Origin of the sequence: Pseudovibrio sp. Alg231-02 (genome assembly GCF_900143565.1) — a bacterium.
Taxonomy (GTDB): Bacteria; Pseudomonadota; Alphaproteobacteria; order Rhizobiales; family Stappiaceae; genus Pseudovibrio.
Genome location: NZ_FREX01000002.1, coordinates 210,187 through 231,124, shown reverse-complemented (window position 1 = coordinate 231,124; position 20,938 = coordinate 210,187). Strand labels below are relative to the sequence as shown.

Here is a 20,938-nt window from a genome sequence, read left to right as displayed (position 1 = left end):
GATAAGTATCGTCACTCGGAAACACAGTGATATGCAAGCGCCAAAACAACAGCGGACTGAAGCGTGACAGTCCGCCGCACAATATGAACCGGCGCTATTTATAAAGATCAAAGGGTTAGGATTCACATTCCCCCTAAGAATTAAAGGATCACTGCTTGGTCAGCCGCAGCCCTGTGACACCAGCTGTGATGTTCGCTCCGGTCTGTCCTTGCAAGCTTAAAGGCTGCAAAGCGATAGAGCGATTCAGACCACCCAGCAGGACATTCGCCTGCACGCCAGCACCCAGCGTGACACCGGCAGACACACCGCCGTAATTCCCGGCAAGAGAACCCGGCTTCAAGTTAGCCTTCGGCGCAACAACACCCCAAACCAACGTTCCGGATGTGACGGGTCCGATGTCGATACCATAGCTGTTGATGGTGCCGGTATATCCTTCGATACGCTTTCCGCTCGGCGATTTGAAAACACAGGACAGTTCATGAGAGGAGCCAACAATGAAGTTGGTCCCGGCAACCAGATCACAGGTCAAAGATCCAACTTCAACACCAGGGCGATCCTTTTGGGGTTCTGCAGGAGGAGGTGCAGGCGTGTCTGCAGAATAGGCGGAAGTGCTGAGACCAAGAGCGGCAACAGCAGCAAAAGCAAGGCATTTCTTCATTATTGTTCTCCAGTGCTCAGGCTCTACGACCTTTTCACAATGGGAAACCAAAGCGTACGGACTGTCAAAGCCTTGCTACGATCACAGTGAATGCTCCGCTTAGTTCCAGCGTTATTTTTACCTAGTGATATGCGTTAGAAATTGTGATTAGGATTTTCACCATAAACGCATCACAGACCGACCTGCCCTGTCCGTCACCTCACCGGGTTAACCCTAAGCATCCCTTAAGCCGCTCAAAGTCATCTAAGAGAAGCCCTGCATGCAGAAGGACTTACGGAAAAATTATCGATAAGCCCTACATTCTCAGAAGGTTTCATAAAGCTGTATACCAATTATTAACCATAGATATTAAGCCTAACGATTTGACCCATTTTGGGACACTTTAGAACAATGTTTTAAATAAAACACGAGAGTCTCCACTCAGAAATTGAGTACGGAGAATCAGCAATGCGCTCAAATTTGAAGACACTTTTGTTTGGCGTAACCGGTGCAATAGCCATTGCAACTCTTCCAGCGATCGCGCAGGCAAATCCCATCAATGCCCGCATTACAACTGCTTTCGGGGCTCTCGAAGGCAAGATGCTGGGCCTGTTGTCAGGAACAGCTGCTTTCGGGCAGGGTCCAGGCTTTGCATCACAATTTGATGCGACCGCAGGCGGGACCAAGGATTATGGCTTTTATGCTGGCACAGGCCGCATGGGCTTCCGCACGCAGGACTACAACTACTTCGGTGTTGTTGGCTCTGCAGCGCAAATCAACGGTGGAGCCGGTTCCTTCGGCTACGTAGGTGCAGAAGCACAGGTTCACTTTGAAAACCTGTCTGTTGACGGCCTCATCGGCGTTCAGATGATCGACGATACAGGCTCTGTCATGGGTGGCGCAACCGCATCTTACTATGCCAGCGAAAACGCACGCTTTTACGCGGGTTACCGCTATCTGCGCGACAGCCATATCTACGCAATGGGTATGGAGTTCAAGCCAGGGACTGAAACCGCAAACGGCATGACAATGTTTGCAGACCTGCGCTCTGAGAAGCTCGAAAACGCTTCTATCATGGCAGGCGTCCGCTTCTCCTTCGCCGATGCACAGACATTGGTTGAGGAAAGCCGCGGCACATTCGTCAACAACAGCTACATTCTGGATGCTCTCCTCCCGGACTAAGCATCCAAAAGCGTATCCCCGAAAAGTGGATTCCGGTTTTCGGATAAGGATACGCACAAACAAAGCACCAAAGTTTTCTTTGGTGCCGCGAAACACCTAAAACAAAAAAGGCGCTGCATGATGCGGCGCCTTTTTTGTATTGAAAGCTGAACGCCAAAGAGGTCTCCGGCGTTCTCTTTCCAAATAAGCTTACTTCAGGTTTCCGCAGAAGCGCTGAATACGAGTACAAGCCTCAGTCAAAGCTTCAGTGGAAGTCGCGTAGGAAACGCGGAAGTTTGGACCCAGACCGAACGCGGAACCCGGTACAACAGCAACCCCTTCAGTTTCCAGAAGCTCACTTGCAAAATCCAGATCAGTCTCGATCACCTTGCCAGATGGCGCAGTCTTGCCAATGGTGCCGGCACAGGATGGAAATACGTAAAACGCACCCTCTGGAACCGGACACTCAAGACCAGAAGACTGGTTCAACATAGACACAACCAGATCACGACGATCCTGGAAAACCTTGTTGTTGACTGGAATGAAGTCCTGCGTCCCATTCAGCGCTTCAACCGCTGCTGCCTGAGAAATGGAGCATGGGTTGGAAGTGGACTGAGACTGAACCTTCGCCATCGCCTTGATCAGATCAGCAGGGCCACCCGCATAACCAATACGCCAACCGGTCATGGAATACGCTTTGGAAACGCCATTCACGGTCAAAGTGCGATCATAAAGCTGAGGCTCGATCTGCGCAGGTGTGGTGAACTCAAAGTCATCATAGACAAGGTGCTCATACATGTCGTCAGACATGACCCAGACATGCGGATGCTTCAGCAGAACGTCGGTCAGAGCTTTCAGCTCATCGCGGGTGTAGCCAGCACCAGACGGATTGGATGGTGAGTTGAAGATCAACCATTTGGTTTTAGGCGTAATCGCCGCTTCCAGCGCTTCAGGCGTGATCTTGAAGGTCTTCTGATCCGCCTCAACAACCACAGGCTCACCACCAGCCAGCAGCACCATGTCAGGGTAAGACACCCAGTACGGTGTTGGGATGAGAACTTCATCGCCTGGATTGATAGTTGCGATCAGTGCATTGTAGAGCACCTGCTTGCCGCCGGTTCCGACAGTAATCTGGTTTGGCTCATACTTCAGGCCATTGTCACGCAGGAACTTAGCGCTGATTGCCTGTTTCAGCTCAGGAGTGCCATCAACCGCTGTGTATTTTGTTTTGCCTTCATTAATAGCTGCAACTGCAGCAGCTTTAATGTTGTCTGGCGTATCAAAATCTGGTTCACCAGCACCAAGGCCGATAACGTCGCGGCCTGCGGCTTTCAGTTCGCGTGCCTTCGTGGTCACTGCAATCGTTGCAGATGGTTTCACACGAGACAGCGAGTCAGCGATAAAGCCCATAATGCCCTCCAATAGAAGCGGGTACGTTCTTCGCAAAATAAGTGCGGGCAGACCCTAAGGTGCAGACCAAAGCTTGGCAAGCGCAAACACGCCAGTTTTTCCGCTCAAATTTCGCCAAAGACTGCAGATTTTTTCAAATATTACTCCCCAGATATAATCAGAGGTTCTGTGACGCTGCGTCTCTTGTATTTCCAAAGGAACAAAGCTAAGCAGCCTCTGAAGCTAAAGACTTGGAGATTTAGCTGGTCCCATCAGAAATGAGAGCCCGAATTCCGTGAAAAGCCTGCTGCGAAAACTACTCGAAAATCAGTTCATTCGCTTCGGAATTGTCGGCGGCTCCGGTCTTGTGGTCGATCTGGTCGCCCTCGCCTTTTTCTGGCAAGTGGTCGGCCTTGATCCCCTCATTGCGCGAATCCTTTCCATCTGGATTGCAATGACCAACAACTGGTTCTGGAATCGCATCTTCACCTTCCGCTCTGAAGGCAGCCCTTTTGGGGAGTATGTGAGATTCGTTTTGGTCAACAGCGTGGGGGCCGTCATCAACTACAGCACCTATGGCGCACTGATCACCCTGATCGACGGCTTCTCCACCTATCTGGCTGTTATCCTCGCCACACTGGTGTCCATGACCTTCAACTTCGTGCTTTCAAAAATCTACGCATTCAAAAACTAAGCGCAGGTATTTCAGGAAAAATCGGCTCTTTTTGGATGTGCCGACAGGGTAAGAAACACCCCTGCCAGCACAAAGCACTCAGGTCCGCCAGCACCTAGAAATTCTGGGAGATTTGATTGTATTTTCGCCCCTACATCAAATGCTACTCGTAGGTGCAGCGCACAAACAACCCCTACCCCTGCGGTATGTACTGTTTTTTTTAACCATAACGATATCAAGTATTCCGCTCAGTAGAATTACATAGGATAAGTTGCGGGCGCGCACTAACCTCCATTTAACCAATTCCCTTTTCTTTTCTACCGCTTAAATCGCCTATTACTCTCAGCGGCGCCATACTGTCACTCAGCGCGATTGGACTGCAGGCAGCTGTTCCATAAGTTCCACTTGCAGAATAATTCCGAACAGGAGTAACGTTCTGTTACAGCAATAAGCGGGGACGAACGATGGCCGTAGAACTAGCACTATCTGCAGAAACTGTTCGCTTGATCGTACAAAAAGCGCGCGCTGTTTCCGAAAGTCTGCCAGACACTTACGAGGACGGGCACGAAGGTGACCTCTCCTTCGATACGGAAAAGTTGGAAAACGTTCACCATCACGACGGACTTGCAGAAGAAGAGCATGACGACTTTTCTGAGTCTGAACTGAGAGAAATTATCGACGACCTCAACATCGACGAAGCGACAGAACTGGTCGCCATCGCATGGATTGGTCGCGGTGATTATGACCAGAACGACCTGGACATTGCCTTCTCTGAAGCACGCGAACGATCCACGTCTCCGGTCTCAACATACCTTTTGGGCCTCCCCCTCTTGCCTGATTATCTCGAGGCTGGTCTCGAAGCTCTGAATCTATAAGAAAATATGGGCAATAGCAGTTTTGCAATTGAGCGATCTGCTTAAGCTCAACCTGTGGTATCTCGAACACACCAAAATCCAGTAATATATACTTTCTGTATTCGATGTAATCCGCGTCTATTGGCCCCTACTCAGGAAAACAACTGACCAGGGCCGCAGGGGAGCACAATGAGAACCTCGCCAGTTGACTACCATCGTAAAGAGCACGTCAGCCACGCCCAATCACCATGGCCTGTTGCGGCAACAGTCATCGCCGCTTTCGTTGGCATAATGATCATGGTCTTGTTTGTCTTTTAGAGCGTAAACCTAAAAGACAAATGCCAGCACACGCAGCACGAGTGAAAACAAACGCTACGTTTCTGACACCGTCAAGAAGCTCAAAATCGCCTTGAGAGAAATTCAACGGAAGCGCTGACAGACCGCTTGCAGCACCTATTCGCTTGCAGTACAGCTGCGGGATGACTAGGGCATCTGCAAACATACTTCTTCTCATGGCCGGCCTCATCTGGGGCATGGCCTTTGTCGCGCAATCAACTGCAATGGAAAGTCTTGGACCCCTGCAGTTTTCTGGCCTGCGATTTCTCCTCGCCACCTTGGTGATTTTGCCGTTCGCGCTACGCGAACGCCGCATTCACAGCACCAAAAAACTTGGCAAGGCCCACCTTCCTGCGATGTTGATGGTTTGTGTTGCCTTCACTCTGGGCACTGTCCTGCAACAGTATGGCATCGTGATAACATCCGTCACCAACGCCGGTTTTCTAACCGCGATCTATGTTGTGCTGACGCCAATCCTTGTCACACTGTTCTTTAAAGGAAGGCCAAACTTCCTCGTGTGGCCTGCAAGCCTGTTCACCCTGCTCGGCATTTACCTGCTCGGCGGTGGTTTGACAGCTTTGAACGGCGGCGACTTGCTCATGCTCTTGTGCGCAGTTTTCTGGGCCTTGCAAGTGATCTTCGTTGGACGCCTTGCAACTTCCTCTGGCCGCCCGATCACGGTTGCCGTCATCCAGTTCGCCTTCCTCGGTGTGGTGTGTGTGGTAGCCTCACTCTTCTTCGAGACCTACTCCGTGCAAGCCCTTCAGGATGCGTGGTTCGAGATCTTCTTCGCAGGCGCATTGTCCGGAGGCGTGGCCTTCACCTTCCAGGCATTTGGTCAGCAGTGGACCACACCGTCCGATGCAGCCATCATGCTGTCATCAGAAGCCCTCTTCGCCGCTCTGGCTGCAGCCGTCATTCTAGGCGAACGCATCGCACCAATCGGACTGGTCGGCTGCGCCCTCATCTTCAGCGGTATCCTGCTTGTTGAAGTCGGACCTCACTACCTCAAATCCCGACGAAGCATGGCGCAGGCCGAATAGAGCTTAAAAAAGCATCAGCACAAAACACAAAAGGCAGCCAACCGGCTGCCTTTATTTTATCTAACTTCCACGCAAGCTCTACACGCTCACTTGCCTTCAAGTCGATCCAAAATCTGGGAGATCTTGGTGCCCATCCGGCCACCCGGCACCACAGAACGAGCCCCCTCCAAGTCCTCGGCACTGTCTTCACCAACTTTGATGATCATCGCCATTCCAAAACGGCCATGAATACCGCAGGTCACACCATAAATTCCCGGTGTATCAAAGGTAACATTCCGATCAGGAGACATCTTGCTGAACTTGAATTTCGGCCCGCCATCCGGCGTCATCTTCTTGATCGAAATAACCGTGTGGTTTCCATCAAAATTATCAAACTTCACAGTAGCGCCCAACGGCACCTCAAGCAGATCAGGCTCAAAGCGGAACATATGAGAAGGTGTGTTCGCACTGGCATCAGTCACCTGATTAACGGAATACGTCTTGCCCTCCCCAGCAAGAGCACCACCCGCCATCAATACACTCACAAGAAGGGTTGAGAGAATTCTTTTCATCGAGAAACGTCCACCTGCAATTCGGAATTATTATCAACAATGCGTCCGTAAATGGCAGTCTGCATTGATCTAACGCAGCCTCCTAAGCAAAAACTATCTATGGCTTATGCTCTTTCCTTAAGCAGCCTTCAGCAATCGACATCCGGTTGTGGTTTGTGCACCATTCAGAGATTGGACAGGGTCAGAAGCACCTGCAATACTTTCGCTTAGCTCTCTTCTACCGTTTTTCGAGGCCACCTATTCCAAGGCCTGATCTGCTTTTTTCTGTAATAAATTTAAGGCTTCTGACCATGCAGCTTAAGGAACGAACTCGCCTCATCCCCCGCAAGACATTCTTCGATCCTGTTGAACGAGCGCTGGTCGCAATCAGTCCCTGTGGTCATTGGATCGCCTTCCTGGCACCAGTCAACGGCGTATACAACCTGTGGCTCGCCAGTACTGAAGACCCACAATCTGCCCGCCCCCTCACAAACTTTGAAGACCGCCATATCGGTTTCACAATCCGCTGGACTTACGACAGCCGTCACATCCTGATTTCGCGAGACAAAGTTGGTGACGAAACCTTCTGTATCCTGAGCGTCCCCATTGATGGCACAGATCTCAAATATCTAACACCAACACACGGTGTAAGAGCCTACCTGCAAGAGGTATCGAGAAAACACCCGGACGAAATCCTGATTGCTCACAATGAAAGGTCAGCAAAGTACTTCGACCTGTACAAAGTTTCCCTCACTACCGGGCACAGCCAGCTCATTGAGCAAAATGACCAGTTCTCAGGTTTCGTGACCGACAGCGATTTTAACGTCCGCCTTGTCCGCCGCTACACCGACGACGGCGAGGTTGAATTTCTCTATCGACCTGACGGCAAAGAATGGCAGCGTTACACCCTCATCCCCTTTGAAGACAGTTTGACCACCAAACCCATTGAATTCAGTGAGGATGGACAAACTTTGTTCTGGATCGATAGTCGTGAACGAGACAAGGCCGCCGCCGTAGCAGAAGATTTCCAGACACGAACCTCCACGGTTCTCGCAGAGGACCCACAGGCAGACATCAGCGACCTGTTACTCCACCCGCACACCCATCATCCCATAGCAGCCACAGCAACATTTGCTCGCAGCAATTGGACTGCCATAGATCCACAATTTGAGTCAGTTCTCGCATCATTCAAGAAGCAGTTCTCGGGGGATATAGAGGTCAACAGCCTCTCAGAAGATGCTGAGAAGCTCATTCTTACGCATGTGCAGGACAGCGTGCCTTTAGAGTTCTACTGCTACGACAGATCAGCTGAAAAAAGCACCTTCCTGTTTTCCTGCCAACCGGAGCTCGCAAAACGACCATTGACCAGCATGTCTCCCATAGAGATAAAAGCAAGGGATGGCCTCAATCTGGTCTGCTATCTGTCACAGCCACCTAATGCAGAAAAGCCCTGCCCTATGGTGCTACTCGTGCATGGTGGGCCATGGTGGAGAGATTTTTGGGGGTTGAGCCCGACACACCAATGGTTGGCAAACCGAGGCTATGCAGTTCTATCCGTCAACTTCAGAGGCTCTACCGGCTTTGGCAAGGCATTCGTAAACGCCTCAAACAAAGAATGGGGCGGCAAAATGCAAACCGACCTTCTGGACGCAGTGGATTGGGCCATTGAAGAAGGCATCGCCGACCCGGACCGCATCGCTATCATGGGCGGCAGCTATGGCGGCTTCGCAGCGCTCACTGGCGTGACCCAAACCCCGAAGAAGTTCGCATGTGGGATTGATCTGGTCGGGATTTCCAACCTGATCAGCTTTCTCGATGCAGTCCCTGAGTATTGGAAGCCTTGGAGATCCGTCCACAAAGTAAGGCTTGGCGACTACACAACTGAAGAAGGCCGCGCTTTCCTGAAAGAACGCTCACCTCTGACCCATGTCGGGAATATCGAAAAACCGTTGCTGATCGTTCAGGGTGGCAAAGACGTACGCGTCAAGCCACCAGAGTCAGAGCAAATTGTCTCCGCCATGCAAGACCACGGCATCCCAGTCACCTACGGCCTTTTCCCGGACGAAGGCCACGGCATTCAGAAAATGCACAACCGTCGGGCCTATCATGCCATGGTAGAACTGTTTCTCGCCAAACATCTGGGCGGCCAGCAGGAGGCAGTCGGGACCGACCTGGAAGGCTCATCCCTCCAGATCCTCGCAGGTCGTGATCTCATCAACGGCCTGTAACCGTCGCTCATAATCCGCTACTTCAGCGCCTCAGCGACAGCACCGGTAAGGCTGGTGGCGACTGGGGCGCCTGTGGTGACGAGGCGGTCGTGGGAGTACATGCCGGTTGAAACCAGAACAGCAGAAGCTCCAAGACCGTTGGCCGCATCAAAATCATCAATGCTGTCACCAATCACGCAGACGCTGGCAGGTTCCACTCCCAGCTCATCAAAATGCGCTTTGAGTGCGTCGATTTTGAAATGCTTCTTCAAATCCCGCGCGCCATCAACGCGGGTAAAATGCTCGTAGATACCATTGTGCCGAACAAGTGAGACCAACTCCTCATGGGGAGCCATGGACAAGATTGACTGGCTCTTACCAGCCCCGCTTATGGTCTCCAGAGCATGAAACGCATCAGGTGCCAGTGGCAAATCATACATCGCAGGCTCGTAGACTTTGCTGAAATCACTGTAGAAGCTGGCAAGCTCGCTTTCAGTAGCAGCACGTCCCATCAGCGACTTGATATAATCCGCAAAAGGACGGGTATGATGCTGGCGAACATCCTCAAACGTCACACCGCTCAATCCAGCCTTTGCAAAATAGTCGATGCCATATTGCGCAGTGATTTCGAAATCATCCAGTAGGGTACCGTTCCAGTCCCAAACAATGTGCTTTGTCATTAAGCCCAACCAGTTAGCCAACATGCAGAGAGAACATTCATCACACATGTGGTGCAAACACACGCCTCTGTCAACGCTGCCTCATATAGCAAAGCCTGTCCTACAGCGTATCTCTGAAAAGTGGAAACCGGGTTTCGGATAAAGATACGCAAAAACAAAGACTAAAGCAGTTCAGGTGTTTCAACTTAAATGCGAACTGTTTTAGTTCTTCTTTCGATGGGTCCGCGTGCCTGGTCGCCCGCCTGAACTGCGCCCTGAAGACGTCCGGCGTGGTTTCTTCTCGCCGGTTGCACCAGCTGGTGTCGGCAGGTCTGTTCCCGGCCCCATCTCACCCAGCCGTGGCTTATGCACTTTGCTACCAGCATCGGCCTTATCCGCCTCTGCCTTGGGCAGGTTGCCAGCGGCACCATATTTCTTCTTCCCGCCAAACCCACCGGTTTGCTGCGCGACAGAAGTTTGTCGTGCCATGGGGTCATCGGCAATTGCAAGCTCGGTCTCTTGCAGGCGTTTGATCTCATCACGCAACCGCGCCGCGATCTCAAAATCAAGATCAGCTGCAGCTTCGCGCATTTTCTTCTCAAGGTCCTCAATATGGCCTTTGAGGTTGTGACCAATGGTGGCCCCTTCCTCGGCAAAGCCAGCATCGACAGAAACATGATCCTGCTCGTAAACGCTCTCCATGATATCGCCGATAGAGCGCTTCACACTCTCAGGCGTAATGCCATGCTCTTCGTTGTATTCTTCCTGCTTCGCCCGGCGGCGGTTGGTCTCTGCAATAGCCCGCTCCATAGAGCCAGTCATTCTGTCAGCGTAAAGAATGACCTTACCATCTACGTTACGCGCAGCACGACCGATGGTCTGGATCAGCGAGGTTTCAGAACGCAGGAACCCTTCTTTATCAGCATCCAGAATAGCCACCAAAGCACATTCAGGAATGTCCAGCCCCTCACGCAACAGGTTGATCCCGATCAGGACATCAAACGCTCCAAGGCGCAAATCACGCAGGATTTCAATCCGCTCCAGCGTATCAATATCAGAGTGCATGTATCGCACCCGCACACCATTTTCGTGCAGATACTCGGTCAGATCCTCCGCCATGCGCTTGGTCAGCGTTGTCACCAGCGTACGGAAGCCCTTGGCCGCCTTCTCGCGCACTTCGCCCAGCAGATCATCCACCTGCGTCTTGGCAGGCCGGATTTCAATATCAGGATCGGTCAGACCGGTCGGGCGGATAACCTGCTCCGCAAACACACCGCCGCTTTCATCCATCTCCCAGTTGCCAGGCGTGGCTGAAACCGCAACCGTCTGTGGCCGCATCGCGTCCCACTCTTCAAACCGAAGTGGCCGGTTGTCCATACAGGACGGCAAGCGGAAGCCATACTCCGCCAGCGTCGCCTTACGCCTAAAGTCACCTCGGTACATCGCGCCAATCTGCGGCACAGTCACATGGCTCTCATCAATAAACACAAGCGCATTGTCAGGCAGGTATTCAAACAGCGTTGGCGGCGGCTCACCTGGTGCACGGCCAGTCAGATATCGGGAGTAGTTCTCAATGCCCGCACAGGCACCTGTTGCTTCCATCATCTCCAGATCAAACGTACAGCGCTGATCCAGCCGCTGCGCTTCCAGCAAACGGCCATGGTCATTCAGCTCCTGAAGGCGTTGCTTGAGTTCTGCCTTGATAGACTTGGTGGCTTGGTTCAGCGTCGGCTTCGGCGTCACATAGTGTGAATTCGCGTAGATCTTCACCAGTTGAAGCTCACCGGACTTCTTACCCGTCAGCGGATCAAACTCGGTGATGCTTTCAATCTCATCGCCCCAAAGGGAAATACGCCATGCCCGGTCTTCATAGTGCGCCGGGAACACTTCAATCGTATCCCCCCGCACGCGGAACGTCCCACGCTGGAAAGCTGCATCATTGCGCTTATATTGCAGCGCCACCAGATCGGCGAGCAGCTGGCGTTGCTCAACCTTCTCACCAACCTCCAGCTGAAAGGTCATGGCTGTATAAGTCTCAACCGATCCAATACCGTAGATACAGGAGACCGACGCCACGATGATCACATCATCACGTTCCAGCAGAGAGCGGGTTGCGGAGTGGCGCATCCGGTCAATCTGCTCGTTGACGGAGCTTTCTTTCTCAATGAACGTATCCGTCCGCGCCACATAGGCTTCGGGCTGATAGTAATCATAGTAGGAAACAAAATACTCGACCGCATTGTTCGGGAAGAAGCTTTTGAACTCCCCATACAGCTGCGCCGCCAGCGTTTTGTTGGGTGCAAGGATCAGCGCCGGGCGCTGTGTCTGCGCGATCAGCTGCGCCATGGTGAAGGTCTTACCGGAACCCGTAACACCCAGCAGAACCTGCGTATTATCGCCATCCTCAAGACCGGCTTTCAAATCCGCAATCGCTGTCGGTTGGTCCCCTTTGGGCTCAAATTCGGATTCCAGAACAATCGGAACCCCACCCTCGGACTTTGACGGACGCTCCGGTCGGTGCGGAACCCAGGCATCCTCTCCAGATTCATCCGAACGCCCCTGCTCAATCAGCCGTGCCAGCGCCTGAACAGTCGCTGTCGCTCCGGTAATCGTGTCTTCCTTGGCCTTCTTCTTCTTTTTCTTCGTCTCTTTGACATGACTATCAAGAAGCTTCTCAGCATCTTCCAGCGAAATATCTAACCCCGCGACCGGGTTCAAACCACCCTTGGCCCGCTCACGCGGATCACTCGTGGCCCCCATGGAAGTGCCCCGCGCAGACTTGGCAGGTGCCTTCTTCGCCTTGGCAGCAGGCTTTTTCGCAGCTGGCTTCGCTGCAGCTTTCTTCTTCGGGGCAACCTTTTCTTCACTCGGCTGCTCTGCTTCCTTGCGTGCCTTCAGACCGGAAAGATCTTCATCAGCAATCTGGTCCGCCCAGTCAGAAACGGAACCTGACAATGGACTGCCGGAAAGTACAGGCTGCGGAGCTTCCCCAAAGCCAGAGGAGGACCCCTCAGCTTCAGGCAATGAAGAAGAACTGAAAGATTTTGTAGGGCGCTTAGTCATGGGTGCACTATGCCGTGAGTCATTTGGAAAAGAAAGTATGTTCTTAGTTCGTTCCATCACTCTCGCCTATTCATCCTCTTAATTTCTCAGCAAAGCGTTCCATCGAAAAGCAGGAACCCGCTCCCTACGACACGTGATAAACAAACAGCTTTAGTTTTAAAAGAACCCGTTGCCTTCTCTTAACCAGACTGACCGCATTGAATTGAGTGATGCCTGAGGTTGCCGCAGACTGCGCCATAACAGCCAGAGCGTGTTCCACTCAATAAAACTAGTGAGGAAATCACTCTGACATCAGCTTGACGCTCATCTCTCATACCGAGCAGGAATAACAAGAATGAAAAACGTACATTTCGGACTTGGTACAGTCACCTTCATTGCCACAGCTCTTTTCCTGACCACAGCTTCCCAGGCCGCTCCCCCAAAAAACGTAAAGGGCGAAGTGCTCGTTCCGCTCAACTACATCATTGGCTTAAAGGAAGACGGTTCATCAGACCCGGCTGTGACAGAGGCCTGCGAGAAAAAGTACGAATTCGGCATGGGCAAGGAGATCTTCGTTGAATACCAGATCAGCCCAACCCAAAACCGCGCAATCGCTCTGGTGGAAGACACCGAAGTCCGCCTCACTCCTCTGGGTATACCCGAGACTTACTCCTTCACTTCAGACAAGATGCCCGATGTTCTCAAAAGCAAAGGCTTTCTGAGGGTCATCTATACGATGGAAGACGACTTCGACGATGAAGTGGTGCACATCATCGCGGCAGGAGACCAACCAACAGACAAATGCTTTTTAAGCACTGAAGCTTTCAAGCTGAGACAGTAAGGCAAATGCCTTTCCCAGCAATCGCCCGTCAGAACAGACCATTTCGCGAAAAAGCGGCAGTGCTGTGCATTGCTGCTGCAGTCCATTTGGGCTCAGCTGGCATGGCAAATGCGCGACTGGTCACAGAAGAACTCATGCTACCCATCGCTCACTTTGGAACAGCAGTGAGTGCCGGTTCGGCTTCCTCAGACATGACCGACCATTGTCAGGAAATTTATGACGAGTTTCGTGGAACGGCAGTGTTCGTCGATTATGAAATCGACACCAGCTCAACCTACGCCTTTGCTGAAATAGCGGTTGCAGGGGAAGTCATCAAAATGACAGCCCACCCGATCAAAGCGCACTACAAATTCTTCAGCAACAAACTACCCGACCATCTCTCAAGCCTCGGCGCTCAAGCCGTGATCTTTCGGATCAACAACAAGTTCAAACAGCCATCCGTCGAAATCCGCTTCAGCAACAACAACCGCTACGAATGCCACCTCATCGCCTCAGCCCCAAAATAAAAAAGGGCCAGAGATCACCATCCCCGGCCCCATAATTCCCAAAGACACAAAAGCTTAGAACGCAACGCGGAGTTTAGAAGAAACCGCGAAGTTCCAGGAGGAGTCGTATTCGTAGTCGGTGTTGACTTCAGTAGTCGTAGCTCCAACCGTCCTCTGAATATTGTAAGCACCTTCGCCCGCAGTTTTATAGATGGCGCGGCCACCCAACGAAAACTTCACATTTTCGGTTAAGTCATAAGAGCCGCCAAGACCAAGTGCATAGTAGTCAGAGTAAGGCCCACCAATACCTTTATCCCAGGTAAGAGTACTTCCGACGCTGAGTTTCTCGGTTAACTGATGTCCAACACCAGCTTCAACAATCCAACCATCGCTATAACTTAGATCACGTACAACAGTAGCACTTGCAGCTGGAAGATCGACACTTAGCTCGTTCAGGACACTCCAATCAGTCCACTTAACACCCAAAGAAACAAGCCAACCTGGAGCAACCCCGGTCTGAATCTTAGCTTCAAGAGACTGTGGAAGTGTCGCATTTGCAGATGCGGCGAGCGGAACAGCGACCAAACCTGCCAAGTCACCCTCAAGATCAAGGTCAATCTCGGATTCATATGCAACAAGAGCCCGCAAAGCAATTTCAGGCACCTCAAATGCAGCACCCAAACGGAAACCATACTCTCGATCAGTCTCTACATTGATAGCAACATCCGATTCTTCGAAGGTGTTCGTATCCAGTGATCTTGAAAGTTGCTCATAGTCTACGGTTACAGACCGAACACCACCAAATACCCGTATGAACTTGCCATCAGAAACTTCGTGCTTATAGCTTAACATCGCATCAATGCCGAGTGCATCAGCGTTGGTTTCTGCAATCGCAAAGCGTCCATTCCAGTCAAAACCAGGCTGCTCGCTAATCGCATATGGCTGACTAACTCTTGCGAAAAGATCCAAGTTATCAGTTAGACCAAGCTTTACAGAACCAGAGTTCAGCCACAAATTTGGTGCAATATCATCAGCTTTTGCAGAACCCAATGCGCTGAGATCAATCACGCTATTTACTGTGGTTTTTGCATTTTTAAAGTCAACATTGCGAAGCGCTACTGTTGACTGAGCCTCAAACGCGAACCGCTCTTTTGCAAACAGAAGATCGTAGTCTGCGATACCTTCGGTCGACCAGCCGCCTGCAAATGCAGCAGCCGGAATCATGGATACCGCGCAGCCCAGAACGGTTGTCTGAGCCAATGTCTTGAGAACACGCATGCCCTCTCCCCCTTATGTTTCCCCATACACAGTGTTTAAAACACTGATTTTAGGTTCATTCAGTTAGGAGCACTTGCTTAAGATACGGAAATTGCAACGCGTTTCACCCCAATGCGACACACATGCTATCCGCACTTAACGAGCATCAACGTGCCTCGCGCCAGTGCAATCCCACCAATTTGCAGAGCAAACTGATATAGTTCTGACTGCATGCATAACGCATCGGGAGAAATAATCACCCCTCCCATAGTATAAATACTACGCCATTTCGCTTGGGTAAGCTTTTCTAGACTTTAATATAACCTAAGGTAAATTAGGATGTTATATTTACTAGTCTCAAACACAGGCCAGTTAATCGTAAAGAGAGACCAAGCATTAGACGATAGTCAAACTTACCTATACGTAAATTACTTAAGAGTTTTGGGATAGGTTTTCCAACAATCCAACATGCTCATTTCTCCACAAAACTGTTGCACAAACAGCACAAATTGAGCTGCATCTTGCACAAATCACGCACAATGAGGGATTCCCCTCAAATCGCAGTATGAGCACCTAAAACAAAAAAGCCGGAGACAATGCCCCCGGCTTCGTATTTGTGTTCTTCGCAAGTACGTCAGAACGACAAACGTACCTTAGTATTTACAGCGAAGGCCCAAGAACTGTCATAATCGTATTCACTAACAGTACCAGAAGCTATGTTGTTCGCATCTCCAGATCCACTCGTCTTATAGATTGCTGCCGTACCCAAAGTAAACTTCACATTCTTGTTGGCCGCATACGACCCGCCCAGACCAAGCGTATAGGTATCAGAATAACTACCTCCGACACCACGGTCCCATTGCAAGGAACTACCAACACTCAGCTGCTCGGTCAAAGCATGTCCAATGCCAGCTTTCACAGTCCAACCATCTTTAAAATTGAGTTTACGATGCACTGTTTCTCCGGCAGACGTACCTGTAGCAGGATCAGCACTGTCTACAGAAAGTACATCAATCACAGACCAATCAACCCACTTTACTCCGGCGCTAACCAACCACCCTGGAGCTATACCTGACTGCACATTTAGCTCGACAGATTGTGGCAGTGTCAGAGATGCGACACTATCATAGACCTTGCTCCCACCAACAGAAGTATCCCCATCAAGCTTCGATTCAATCTGTGAATCGTAGATCAAGCTGGCCCGCATCGCATAAGCAGGAACCTCGTAGGCAACACCAACACGCCAGCCATAATCCAACCCATCAGCACGCAGATCCACTTCAGCCGCCGCACCGGATGAATGAGCACCCTTAGAATAGTAGCTCAGATGCTGAGCTTTTGCCCCTGCGATTGCGCGAATGAAACGCCCCTCGCCGACTTGGAACTTGTAGGAACATGTGGCATCAATGGCGAACGCCTTTGCCTGCGTTTCATAACCAGAAAAACGCCCCCTCCAATTAGGGTCCATATCCTCCTCAATCGAAAGTGGGTTATTAAAGCGCGCTAAACAGTCAGCACTATCGGTGATGGCAAACTTCATTGCACCTTGATAATTCCAGATATTCGGCGTCGCACGTGTTTTGAGCGGACCATCCGTAGCAGTCGCGTTCGTACTCACGTAATCAACATTACGGTCAACATAGGTCACAGAACCTTCAACCACAAACTCCTCTGGAGCAAAAAGCAGCTCAGACGAGCCTATACCAAGCGTATCCCACGCACCTGCAAAGGCGGCACTTGATCCGGCCAGCACAAAGCAGCCTGCTGCAAGGCCTCGGCCTGCATTCTTCAAAACCCGCATTCTCTTCCCCCATACTCGTGAGCTTCCGGTAATTCCCCAAAACCGGGCCCACTCCTGAAGGGATGCGAAGATATGTCGTGAAAGAAGAGCTCACCTCATGGAGGTGACGCTATGTTTAAAACATTATTTGAGCATAGATTACGACTATACTTCCCCCACAAGCACGAAAATCCCAACATCACTTCATAATAACTGCGTATATTTACCAAGTGATATATTATCCGTACATTTAGCGTGGTCAATACCATCTATCTGTAGTTTTGAGTATTTTTCTTCTGAAACTAACTTTATGTCATCTGCACAATTGAGCAAACTATGACTTACTCATGGAGACAACATCTCGGGTCAGATTGTAAAAATCTCATTCAATTCCGAAGCTTACGTATAGGTAACAGCGCAAAAGCGCGACCTTTTGGGAAAGGAAGAGCTCATGAATGCCCCCTTGAGATTTCAGCGACCAGAAAATGTATATTTTTTCAGAGGAATAGCTGCGCACCAGAATAGTTGATCCCCAACTCTCCGAAATTTCAGAGAGCTCTGCCTGACTGATTCACAGGCAGATCGACTAAATCAGCTTAACGCGGGCATATCTTCCTTGAATCAGGGAGATAAAATCATATCGAAAAGGGATGCCGAACTTACCGGCGCAGACACACCTGAAAGACCTGTTGCGCGATTTCACGCACATCCGCATCATTCGGTCTGGTCAGCAAGTCCTCCCACATGCCTCGATCTTTTATTTCAGAGGAGGTACACCGACACGCCTGCTCACACTGCCTGGCATCCACGGTCTGACTGCACGCCATCACGCAAGATTGCTGAAAGCTTCTGACCTGAACATCGCCACTGGTACCAATCACCCCAGCAGTCACGCCAGCCCAAACGATCCCGAACAGGACTGGCTGGTGCAGAAGGTAGGTCGCAAGGGAATGTCGACCGAACCACGCAAAACAACGCGAAATAACGCTCGGAAACGCAGAACCGCGCAAAAACCGTAAAAGATTATAGCGATGCAGGATATCCCCGCACCCGACACCTAAAAGCACTGGCCCAAACCAAGGAATAAGTGGCACATAATCAACGGAAACTTCAGGCAAGGAGTTGAGCCCAAGCCAGAAAAACTGCCGGTATGGCAGCACATAATCCCCCAGCCAATGGTAGAGAAGGATCACCCCTGCCCCACATAGCAACGCAAACACGTAATGAACACGCAAAAACGGCAGGGCAAGTAGGCTCGACACCACGATGGAATGTAAAATTCCAAACCGAACCCATTGATCCTGAAAGATAAAATAAGTCGCAACAGAAACCGCAATTGCAGCAATTGCGACCTTGACCTCCCTGCGCCAGAAACTCTCCCAGCGGATACCGCTTTTATGCGCCAGCACCAAACTGAACCCAACCAGAAACAGAAAACTGCCCGCTATCAATTGCGCAAACAACCGCCACCCCGCAGAGCCGGACACATCCCAGTCAACAACTCCAAACCATGAAAGATCCCAGGAGAAGTGATAGATTGCCATTGTCAGGAGTGCGAGGCCGCGGGCGACATCCGCGAGGATAAGTCTTCCAGTCAATGGGTTTTGCTGCACTTTATTCCCCTATCCGGAACATGTTCGCACGGTTCACACCGCTACAAACGCGATCAATTTTTTCAATCTACATAAACCAACTCACCAACACAGAAAATCTCTCTGGTCCCTAAAACGAGGGAAACCCTGTATAATTAGCGGAGTAAAATAGCCAATAGGCTCCAGAATGTCTTGTAACAACAAAAGCTTGGCTCATCGCGATGGTCGCATTTACGATCTCCTCTTGTTCATCATCGCCATTTTGATTGTGTCTGTCGCCTTCATCCTGCGCCCTCATCAGGTGGAAATTAAAAGAACATCTCAATGCGGAGAAGCCTCCTGGTATGCCCTCACGTCCCAAACGGCGAGCGGGGAAATGATGGATCCGGCCAAGCTCACGGCAGCTCACCTAACGCTGCCAATGGGCACAAGAGTTCTTGTAACCAACTTATCAAACGGCAAATCTCTGACAGTACGGATAAATGATCGCGGCCCATATGCTCAAAACCGCTTGATTGATCTTTCCAAAGCAGCAGCCTCGGAACTGGGCTTTATTCAAAGCGGCGTCACACATGTACGCATTTCAGTTGCCAATGAATTTAAGAAATACCTGAATGGGCATAATTGTAAAAAATAGCACCATACTTATTGTAGAAAGCAAAAATCAATATCTGAATAGATTTTTAGGATAATTCATCTAGACATAAAGCAATCAAAACCAACAGCAATTAATAGTGCAGAGTTCGATTGCTATGACATTACATCAAAAAGCAAGTGCATTAATTCTAGCAACAGCCCTAATATTATCTTCTCCTGACTTATTGCTAAGTTCAGCACAGGCGAATGTTCCGCTTAAGGTTCCCGCTGGCAATCGCCTTCAAAGCCAGCCAACCATCCCCAGCGCATCCGCAACACGCACCAAAGCCTTTAATCGAACCTATGAAAAAAAGTTCCAGCGCATTCTCAAAGTGCTTAAACGAGAAGGCCGCCTGATCAAGAACATCAAGAAGGTCGCCAGCCTGTACAACATAGACCCGGTCCACATCCTGGGTGCGATCGTTGGAGAGCATACCTACAATTATGATAGCCTCGACAGCGCTCAGGGCTATTACATGAAGGCTCTGCAATACGCGCGAATTCCTATTTCTTTCCAACATGATGGCGAGAAAGTCTGGAGTTTTGTAAAGCGCCCGCAATTCAACACATGCCGCCGCCAGGAAACCAGCAACAGCCGCTGGCGGTGCTACGAACTCATTTGGAACACAAGGTTTATGGGCAAAACAATCGGCGCGGTCCGCTACCCGCGAGAGCCCTTTCACAGAGCCTTTTTCAGGCCAATGTTCGCAGGCCAAAGCTTCGGTTTAGGCCAGATAACACCGCTCACAGCCCTAAAGATGAATGACATGGTCAGCAGCATCAGCGGCCTGCCAAAACTCAGCTCAAAAGATGCCTCTGGCCTTTATAAAACGGTGATGGACCCAAACAAATCAATTCACTACACCGCAGCAGTGCTAAGAGACGCCATCAACGCCTACAAGAAGGTCGCTAACGTCGATATTTCCGAAAACCCTGGTATCACGTCGACCCTGTATAATCTCGGAAATCCTTGGGAACGCGCCATTTCCTATCGGAACAAGCGCAGAATAACACCAGCACATTTGCCGCGAGAAAATTACTACGGCTGGCTCATCAACGAGCGCATCGACGAACTCCAGGCAATCCTTCGATAAAAAAGGGGAGCTCAAACTCCCCTTCACGCTCTCAGATAGCCATCGGTTATTTCAGATACGGATTGTTCAGCCTTTCGTGGCCAAGCGAAGAAGCCGGTCCATGCCCCGGCAGGAACGTAATGTCATCTCCCAGCGGCAAAAGCTTTTCCTTGATTGAGGCGATAAGCGTATCATGATCACCACCCGGAAGATCAGTTCGCCCAATCGACCCTGCAAACAACACATCACCCGAAATCGCCAGTTTCAGGTCTTTGTTGTAAAACACAACATGCCCCGGCGCATGGCCCGGGCAGTGTAGAACCTGAAATTCAGCACCCGCAGCAGTGACCACATCACCTTCAACAAGCCATTGATCTGGCTCTACTTTTCTGACCGTGTCCAAACCAAATTGCTTGGCCTGATCTTCAACACGATCAATCAGTGGGCGATCATCTTCATGAGGGCCAATCACTTTAACATCCAACGTCTCTGCCAGTTCAGCAGCACCGCCGATATGGTCGATATGCCCATGAGTGATGAGGATATGCTCTACAGTCACATCCAGCTCTTTAAGCGCAGCAAGAATGTGATCCACATCCCCGCCCGGATCAACAACAACAGCTTTGCGCGTATTCTTGTTCCACACGATGCTACAGTTCTGCTGGAAGGCAGTGACCGGAACAACAGTTATCTGAATTCCCGTCAGATCTGCTTTATTGCTGGCATCACTCATAAGTGCTTCA

At 50.6% G+C, this 20,938-nt stretch carries 19 protein-coding genes; 10 read left to right on the top strand and 9 right to left on the bottom strand.

Annotated elements, in window-relative coordinates:
- Nucleotides 1-148 precede the first annotated feature (148 nt).
- Nucleotides 149-658 carry a DUF992 domain-containing protein gene (locus DHN43_RS06665; RefSeq protein WP_057461132.1) on the bottom strand — a complete coding sequence of 170 codons (510 nt, stop codon included), beginning with the start codon at nt 656-658 and terminating at the stop codon, nt 149-151.
- Between the two features lie 447 nt (nt 659-1,105).
- On the opposite strand from DHN43_RS06665, the gene DHN43_RS06660 reads away from it, so the two are divergent.
- Nucleotides 1,106-1,819, top strand: a complete 714-nt coding sequence (locus DHN43_RS06660) for a hypothetical protein (RefSeq protein WP_057461134.1) — start codon at nt 1,106-1,108, stop codon at nt 1,817-1,819.
- Between the two features lie 189 nt (nt 1,820-2,008).
- Here DHN43_RS06660 and DHN43_RS06655 read toward each other — a convergent pair whose 3' ends face one another.
- Nucleotides 2,009-3,208, bottom strand: coding sequence for a pyridoxal phosphate-dependent aminotransferase (locus DHN43_RS06655; RefSeq protein WP_108818128.1), 1,200 nt, complete (start codon nt 3,206-3,208; stop codon nt 2,009-2,011).
- Nucleotides 3,209-3,482: 274 nt separating this feature from the next.
- Here DHN43_RS06655 and DHN43_RS06650 point away from each other — a divergent pair, with 274 nt between their 5' ends.
- The 4 genes from DHN43_RS06650 to DHN43_RS06635 all read left to right on the top strand — a co-directional run bounded on the left by DHN43_RS06650 (nt 3,483) and on the right by DHN43_RS06635 (nt 6,093).
- Nucleotides 3,483-3,881, top strand: a complete 399-nt coding sequence (locus DHN43_RS06650) for a GtrA family protein (protein ID WP_108818127.1) — start codon at nt 3,483-3,485, stop codon at nt 3,879-3,881.
- 443 nt (nt 3,882-4,324) lie between these two features.
- Nucleotides 4,325-4,735: a DUF3775 domain-containing protein gene (locus DHN43_RS06645; protein WP_063293957.1), complete on the top strand. Its 411-nt coding sequence runs from the start codon at nt 4,325-4,327 to the stop codon at nt 4,733-4,735.
- A 168-nt stretch (nt 4,736-4,903) separates the two neighbouring features.
- The gene (locus DHN43_RS27525; protein WP_256387170.1) at nt 4,904-5,032 is read left to right on the top strand and encodes a hypothetical protein; all 129 of its coding nucleotides are present in this window, start codon (nt 4,904-4,906) and stop codon (nt 5,030-5,032) included.
- A 161-nt stretch (nt 5,033-5,193) separates the two neighbouring features.
- Complete coding sequence (locus DHN43_RS06635) at nt 5,194-6,093, top strand: DMT family transporter (RefSeq protein ID WP_082596468.1); 900 nt, start codon at nt 5,194-5,196, stop codon at nt 6,091-6,093.
- Nucleotides 6,094-6,179: 86 nt separating this feature from the next.
- Here DHN43_RS06635 and DHN43_RS06630 read toward each other — a convergent pair whose 3' ends face one another.
- Nucleotides 6,180-6,644, bottom strand: coding sequence for a plastocyanin/azurin family copper-binding protein (locus DHN43_RS06630; protein WP_208860173.1), 465 nt, complete (start codon nt 6,642-6,644; stop codon nt 6,180-6,182).
- A gap of 290 nt (nt 6,645-6,934) precedes the next feature.
- Here DHN43_RS06630 and DHN43_RS06625 point away from each other — a divergent pair, with 290 nt between their 5' ends.
- Nucleotides 6,935-8,851: a S9 family peptidase gene (locus tag DHN43_RS06625; RefSeq protein WP_108818126.1), complete on the top strand. Its 1,917-nt coding sequence runs from the start codon at nt 6,935-6,937 to the stop codon at nt 8,849-8,851.
- A gap of 17 nt (nt 8,852-8,868) precedes the next feature.
- Here the strand turns inward: DHN43_RS06625 and DHN43_RS06620 are convergent, their stop codons facing one another.
- A complete protein-coding gene (locus tag DHN43_RS06620) occupies nt 8,869-9,510 on the bottom strand; it encodes an HAD family hydrolase (protein ID WP_063308043.1) in 642 nt (213 codons plus the stop codon).
- 201 nt (nt 9,511-9,711) lie between these two features.
- Nucleotides 9,712-12,552, bottom strand: coding sequence for an excinuclease ABC subunit UvrB (gene uvrB / locus DHN43_RS06615; RefSeq protein WP_108818424.1), 2,841 nt, complete (start codon nt 12,550-12,552; stop codon nt 9,712-9,714).
- Between the two features lie 334 nt (nt 12,553-12,886).
- Here uvrB and DHN43_RS06610 point away from each other — a divergent pair, with 334 nt between their 5' ends.
- Nucleotides 12,887-13,372 (top strand): hypothetical protein, encoded by a 486-nt coding sequence (locus DHN43_RS06610; RefSeq protein ID WP_057461141.1) that lies wholly within the window; start codon nt 12,887-12,889, stop codon nt 13,370-13,372.
- Between the two features lie 5 nt (nt 13,373-13,377).
- A complete protein-coding gene (locus DHN43_RS06605) occupies nt 13,378-13,878 on the top strand; it encodes a hypothetical protein (RefSeq protein WP_108818125.1) in 501 nt (166 codons plus the stop codon).
- Nucleotides 13,879-13,932: 54 nt separating this feature from the next.
- On the opposite strand, the gene DHN43_RS06600 is transcribed toward DHN43_RS06605, so the two are convergent.
- The 3 genes from DHN43_RS06600 to DHN43_RS06590 all read right to left on the bottom strand — a co-directional run bounded on the left by DHN43_RS06600 (nt 13,933) and on the right by DHN43_RS06590 (nt 18,507).
- Complete coding sequence (locus DHN43_RS06600; protein ID WP_108818124.1) at nt 13,933-15,135, bottom strand: OmpP1/FadL family transporter; 1,203 nt, start codon at nt 15,133-15,135, stop codon at nt 13,933-13,935.
- Between the two features lie 613 nt (nt 15,136-15,748).
- Complete coding sequence (locus tag DHN43_RS06595) at nt 15,749-16,915, bottom strand: OmpP1/FadL family transporter (protein WP_108818123.1); 1,167 nt, start codon at nt 16,913-16,915, stop codon at nt 15,749-15,751.
- 638 nt (nt 16,916-17,553) lie between these two features.
- Nucleotides 17,554-18,507, bottom strand: coding sequence for a heparan-alpha-glucosaminide N-acetyltransferase (locus DHN43_RS06590; RefSeq protein WP_063302598.1), 954 nt, complete (start codon nt 18,505-18,507; stop codon nt 17,554-17,556).
- 244 nt (nt 18,508-18,751) lie between these two features.
- On the opposite strand from DHN43_RS06590, the gene DHN43_RS06585 reads away from it, so the two are divergent.
- Together DHN43_RS06585 and DHN43_RS06580 are read left to right on the top strand one after the other, a co-directional pair.
- Nucleotides 18,752-19,123, top strand: coding sequence for a septal ring lytic transglycosylase RlpA family protein (locus DHN43_RS06585; RefSeq protein WP_244272115.1), 372 nt, complete (start codon nt 18,752-18,754; stop codon nt 19,121-19,123).
- A 115-nt stretch (nt 19,124-19,238) separates the two neighbouring features.
- Complete coding sequence (locus DHN43_RS06580) at nt 19,239-20,216, top strand: DUF1402 family protein (RefSeq protein ID WP_108818121.1); 978 nt, start codon at nt 19,239-19,241, stop codon at nt 20,214-20,216.
- A gap of 46 nt (nt 20,217-20,262) precedes the next feature.
- On the opposite strand, the gene DHN43_RS06575 is transcribed toward DHN43_RS06580, so the two are convergent.
- On the bottom strand, nt 20,263-20,928 hold the full coding sequence (locus DHN43_RS06575; RefSeq protein WP_057461148.1) for an MBL fold metallo-hydrolase: 666 nt from the start codon (nt 20,926-20,928) through the stop codon (nt 20,263-20,265).
- Nucleotides 20,929-20,938: the final 10 nt, after the last annotated feature.

Coding starts and splice junctions, on each gene's coding strand:
- DHN43_RS06580 (WP_108818121.1), top strand. CDS start 19,239: ATGACATTACATCAAAAAGCAAGTGCATTAATTCTAGCAACAGCCCTA.
- DHN43_RS06655 (WP_108818128.1), bottom strand. CDS start 3,208: ATGGGCTTTATCGCTGACTCGCTGTCTCGTGTGAAACCATCTGCAACG.
- DHN43_RS06625 (WP_108818126.1), top strand. CDS start 6,935: ATGCAGCTTAAGGAACGAACTCGCCTCATCCCCCGCAAGACATTCTTC.
- DHN43_RS06575 (WP_057461148.1), bottom strand. CDS start 20,928: ATGAGTGATGCCAGCAATAAAGCAGATCTGACGGGAATTCAGATAACT.
- DHN43_RS06600 (WP_108818124.1), bottom strand. CDS start 15,135: ATGCGTGTTCTCAAGACATTGGCTCAGACAACCGTTCTGGGCTGCGCG.
- DHN43_RS27525 (WP_256387170.1), top strand. CDS start 4,904: ATGAGAACCTCGCCAGTTGACTACCATCGTAAAGAGCACGTCAGCCAC.
- DHN43_RS06660 (WP_057461134.1), top strand. CDS start 1,106: ATGCGCTCAAATTTGAAGACACTTTTGTTTGGCGTAACCGGTGCAATA.
- uvrB (WP_108818424.1), bottom strand. CDS start 12,552: ATGACTAAGCGCCCTACAAAATCTTTCAGTTCTTCTTCATTGCCTGAA.
- DHN43_RS06610 (WP_057461141.1), top strand. CDS start 12,887: ATGAAAAACGTACATTTCGGACTTGGTACAGTCACCTTCATTGCCACA.
- DHN43_RS06605 (WP_108818125.1), top strand. CDS start 13,378: ATGCCTTTCCCAGCAATCGCCCGTCAGAACAGACCATTTCGCGAAAAA.
- DHN43_RS06645 (WP_063293957.1), top strand. CDS start 4,325: ATGGCCGTAGAACTAGCACTATCTGCAGAAACTGTTCGCTTGATCGTA.
- DHN43_RS06630 (WP_208860173.1), bottom strand. CDS start 6,644: ATGAAAAGAATTCTCTCAACCCTTCTTGTGAGTGTATTGATGGCGGGT.
- DHN43_RS06595 (WP_108818123.1), bottom strand. CDS start 16,915: ATGCGGGTTTTGAAGAATGCAGGCCGAGGCCTTGCAGCAGGCTGCTTT.
- DHN43_RS06635 (WP_082596468.1), top strand. CDS start 5,194: ATGACTAGGGCATCTGCAAACATACTTCTTCTCATGGCCGGCCTCATC.
- DHN43_RS06665 (WP_057461132.1), bottom strand. CDS start 658: ATGAAGAAATGCCTTGCTTTTGCTGCTGTTGCCGCTCTTGGTCTCAGC.
- DHN43_RS06620 (WP_063308043.1), bottom strand. CDS start 9,510: ATGACAAAGCACATTGTTTGGGACTGGAACGGTACCCTACTGGATGAT.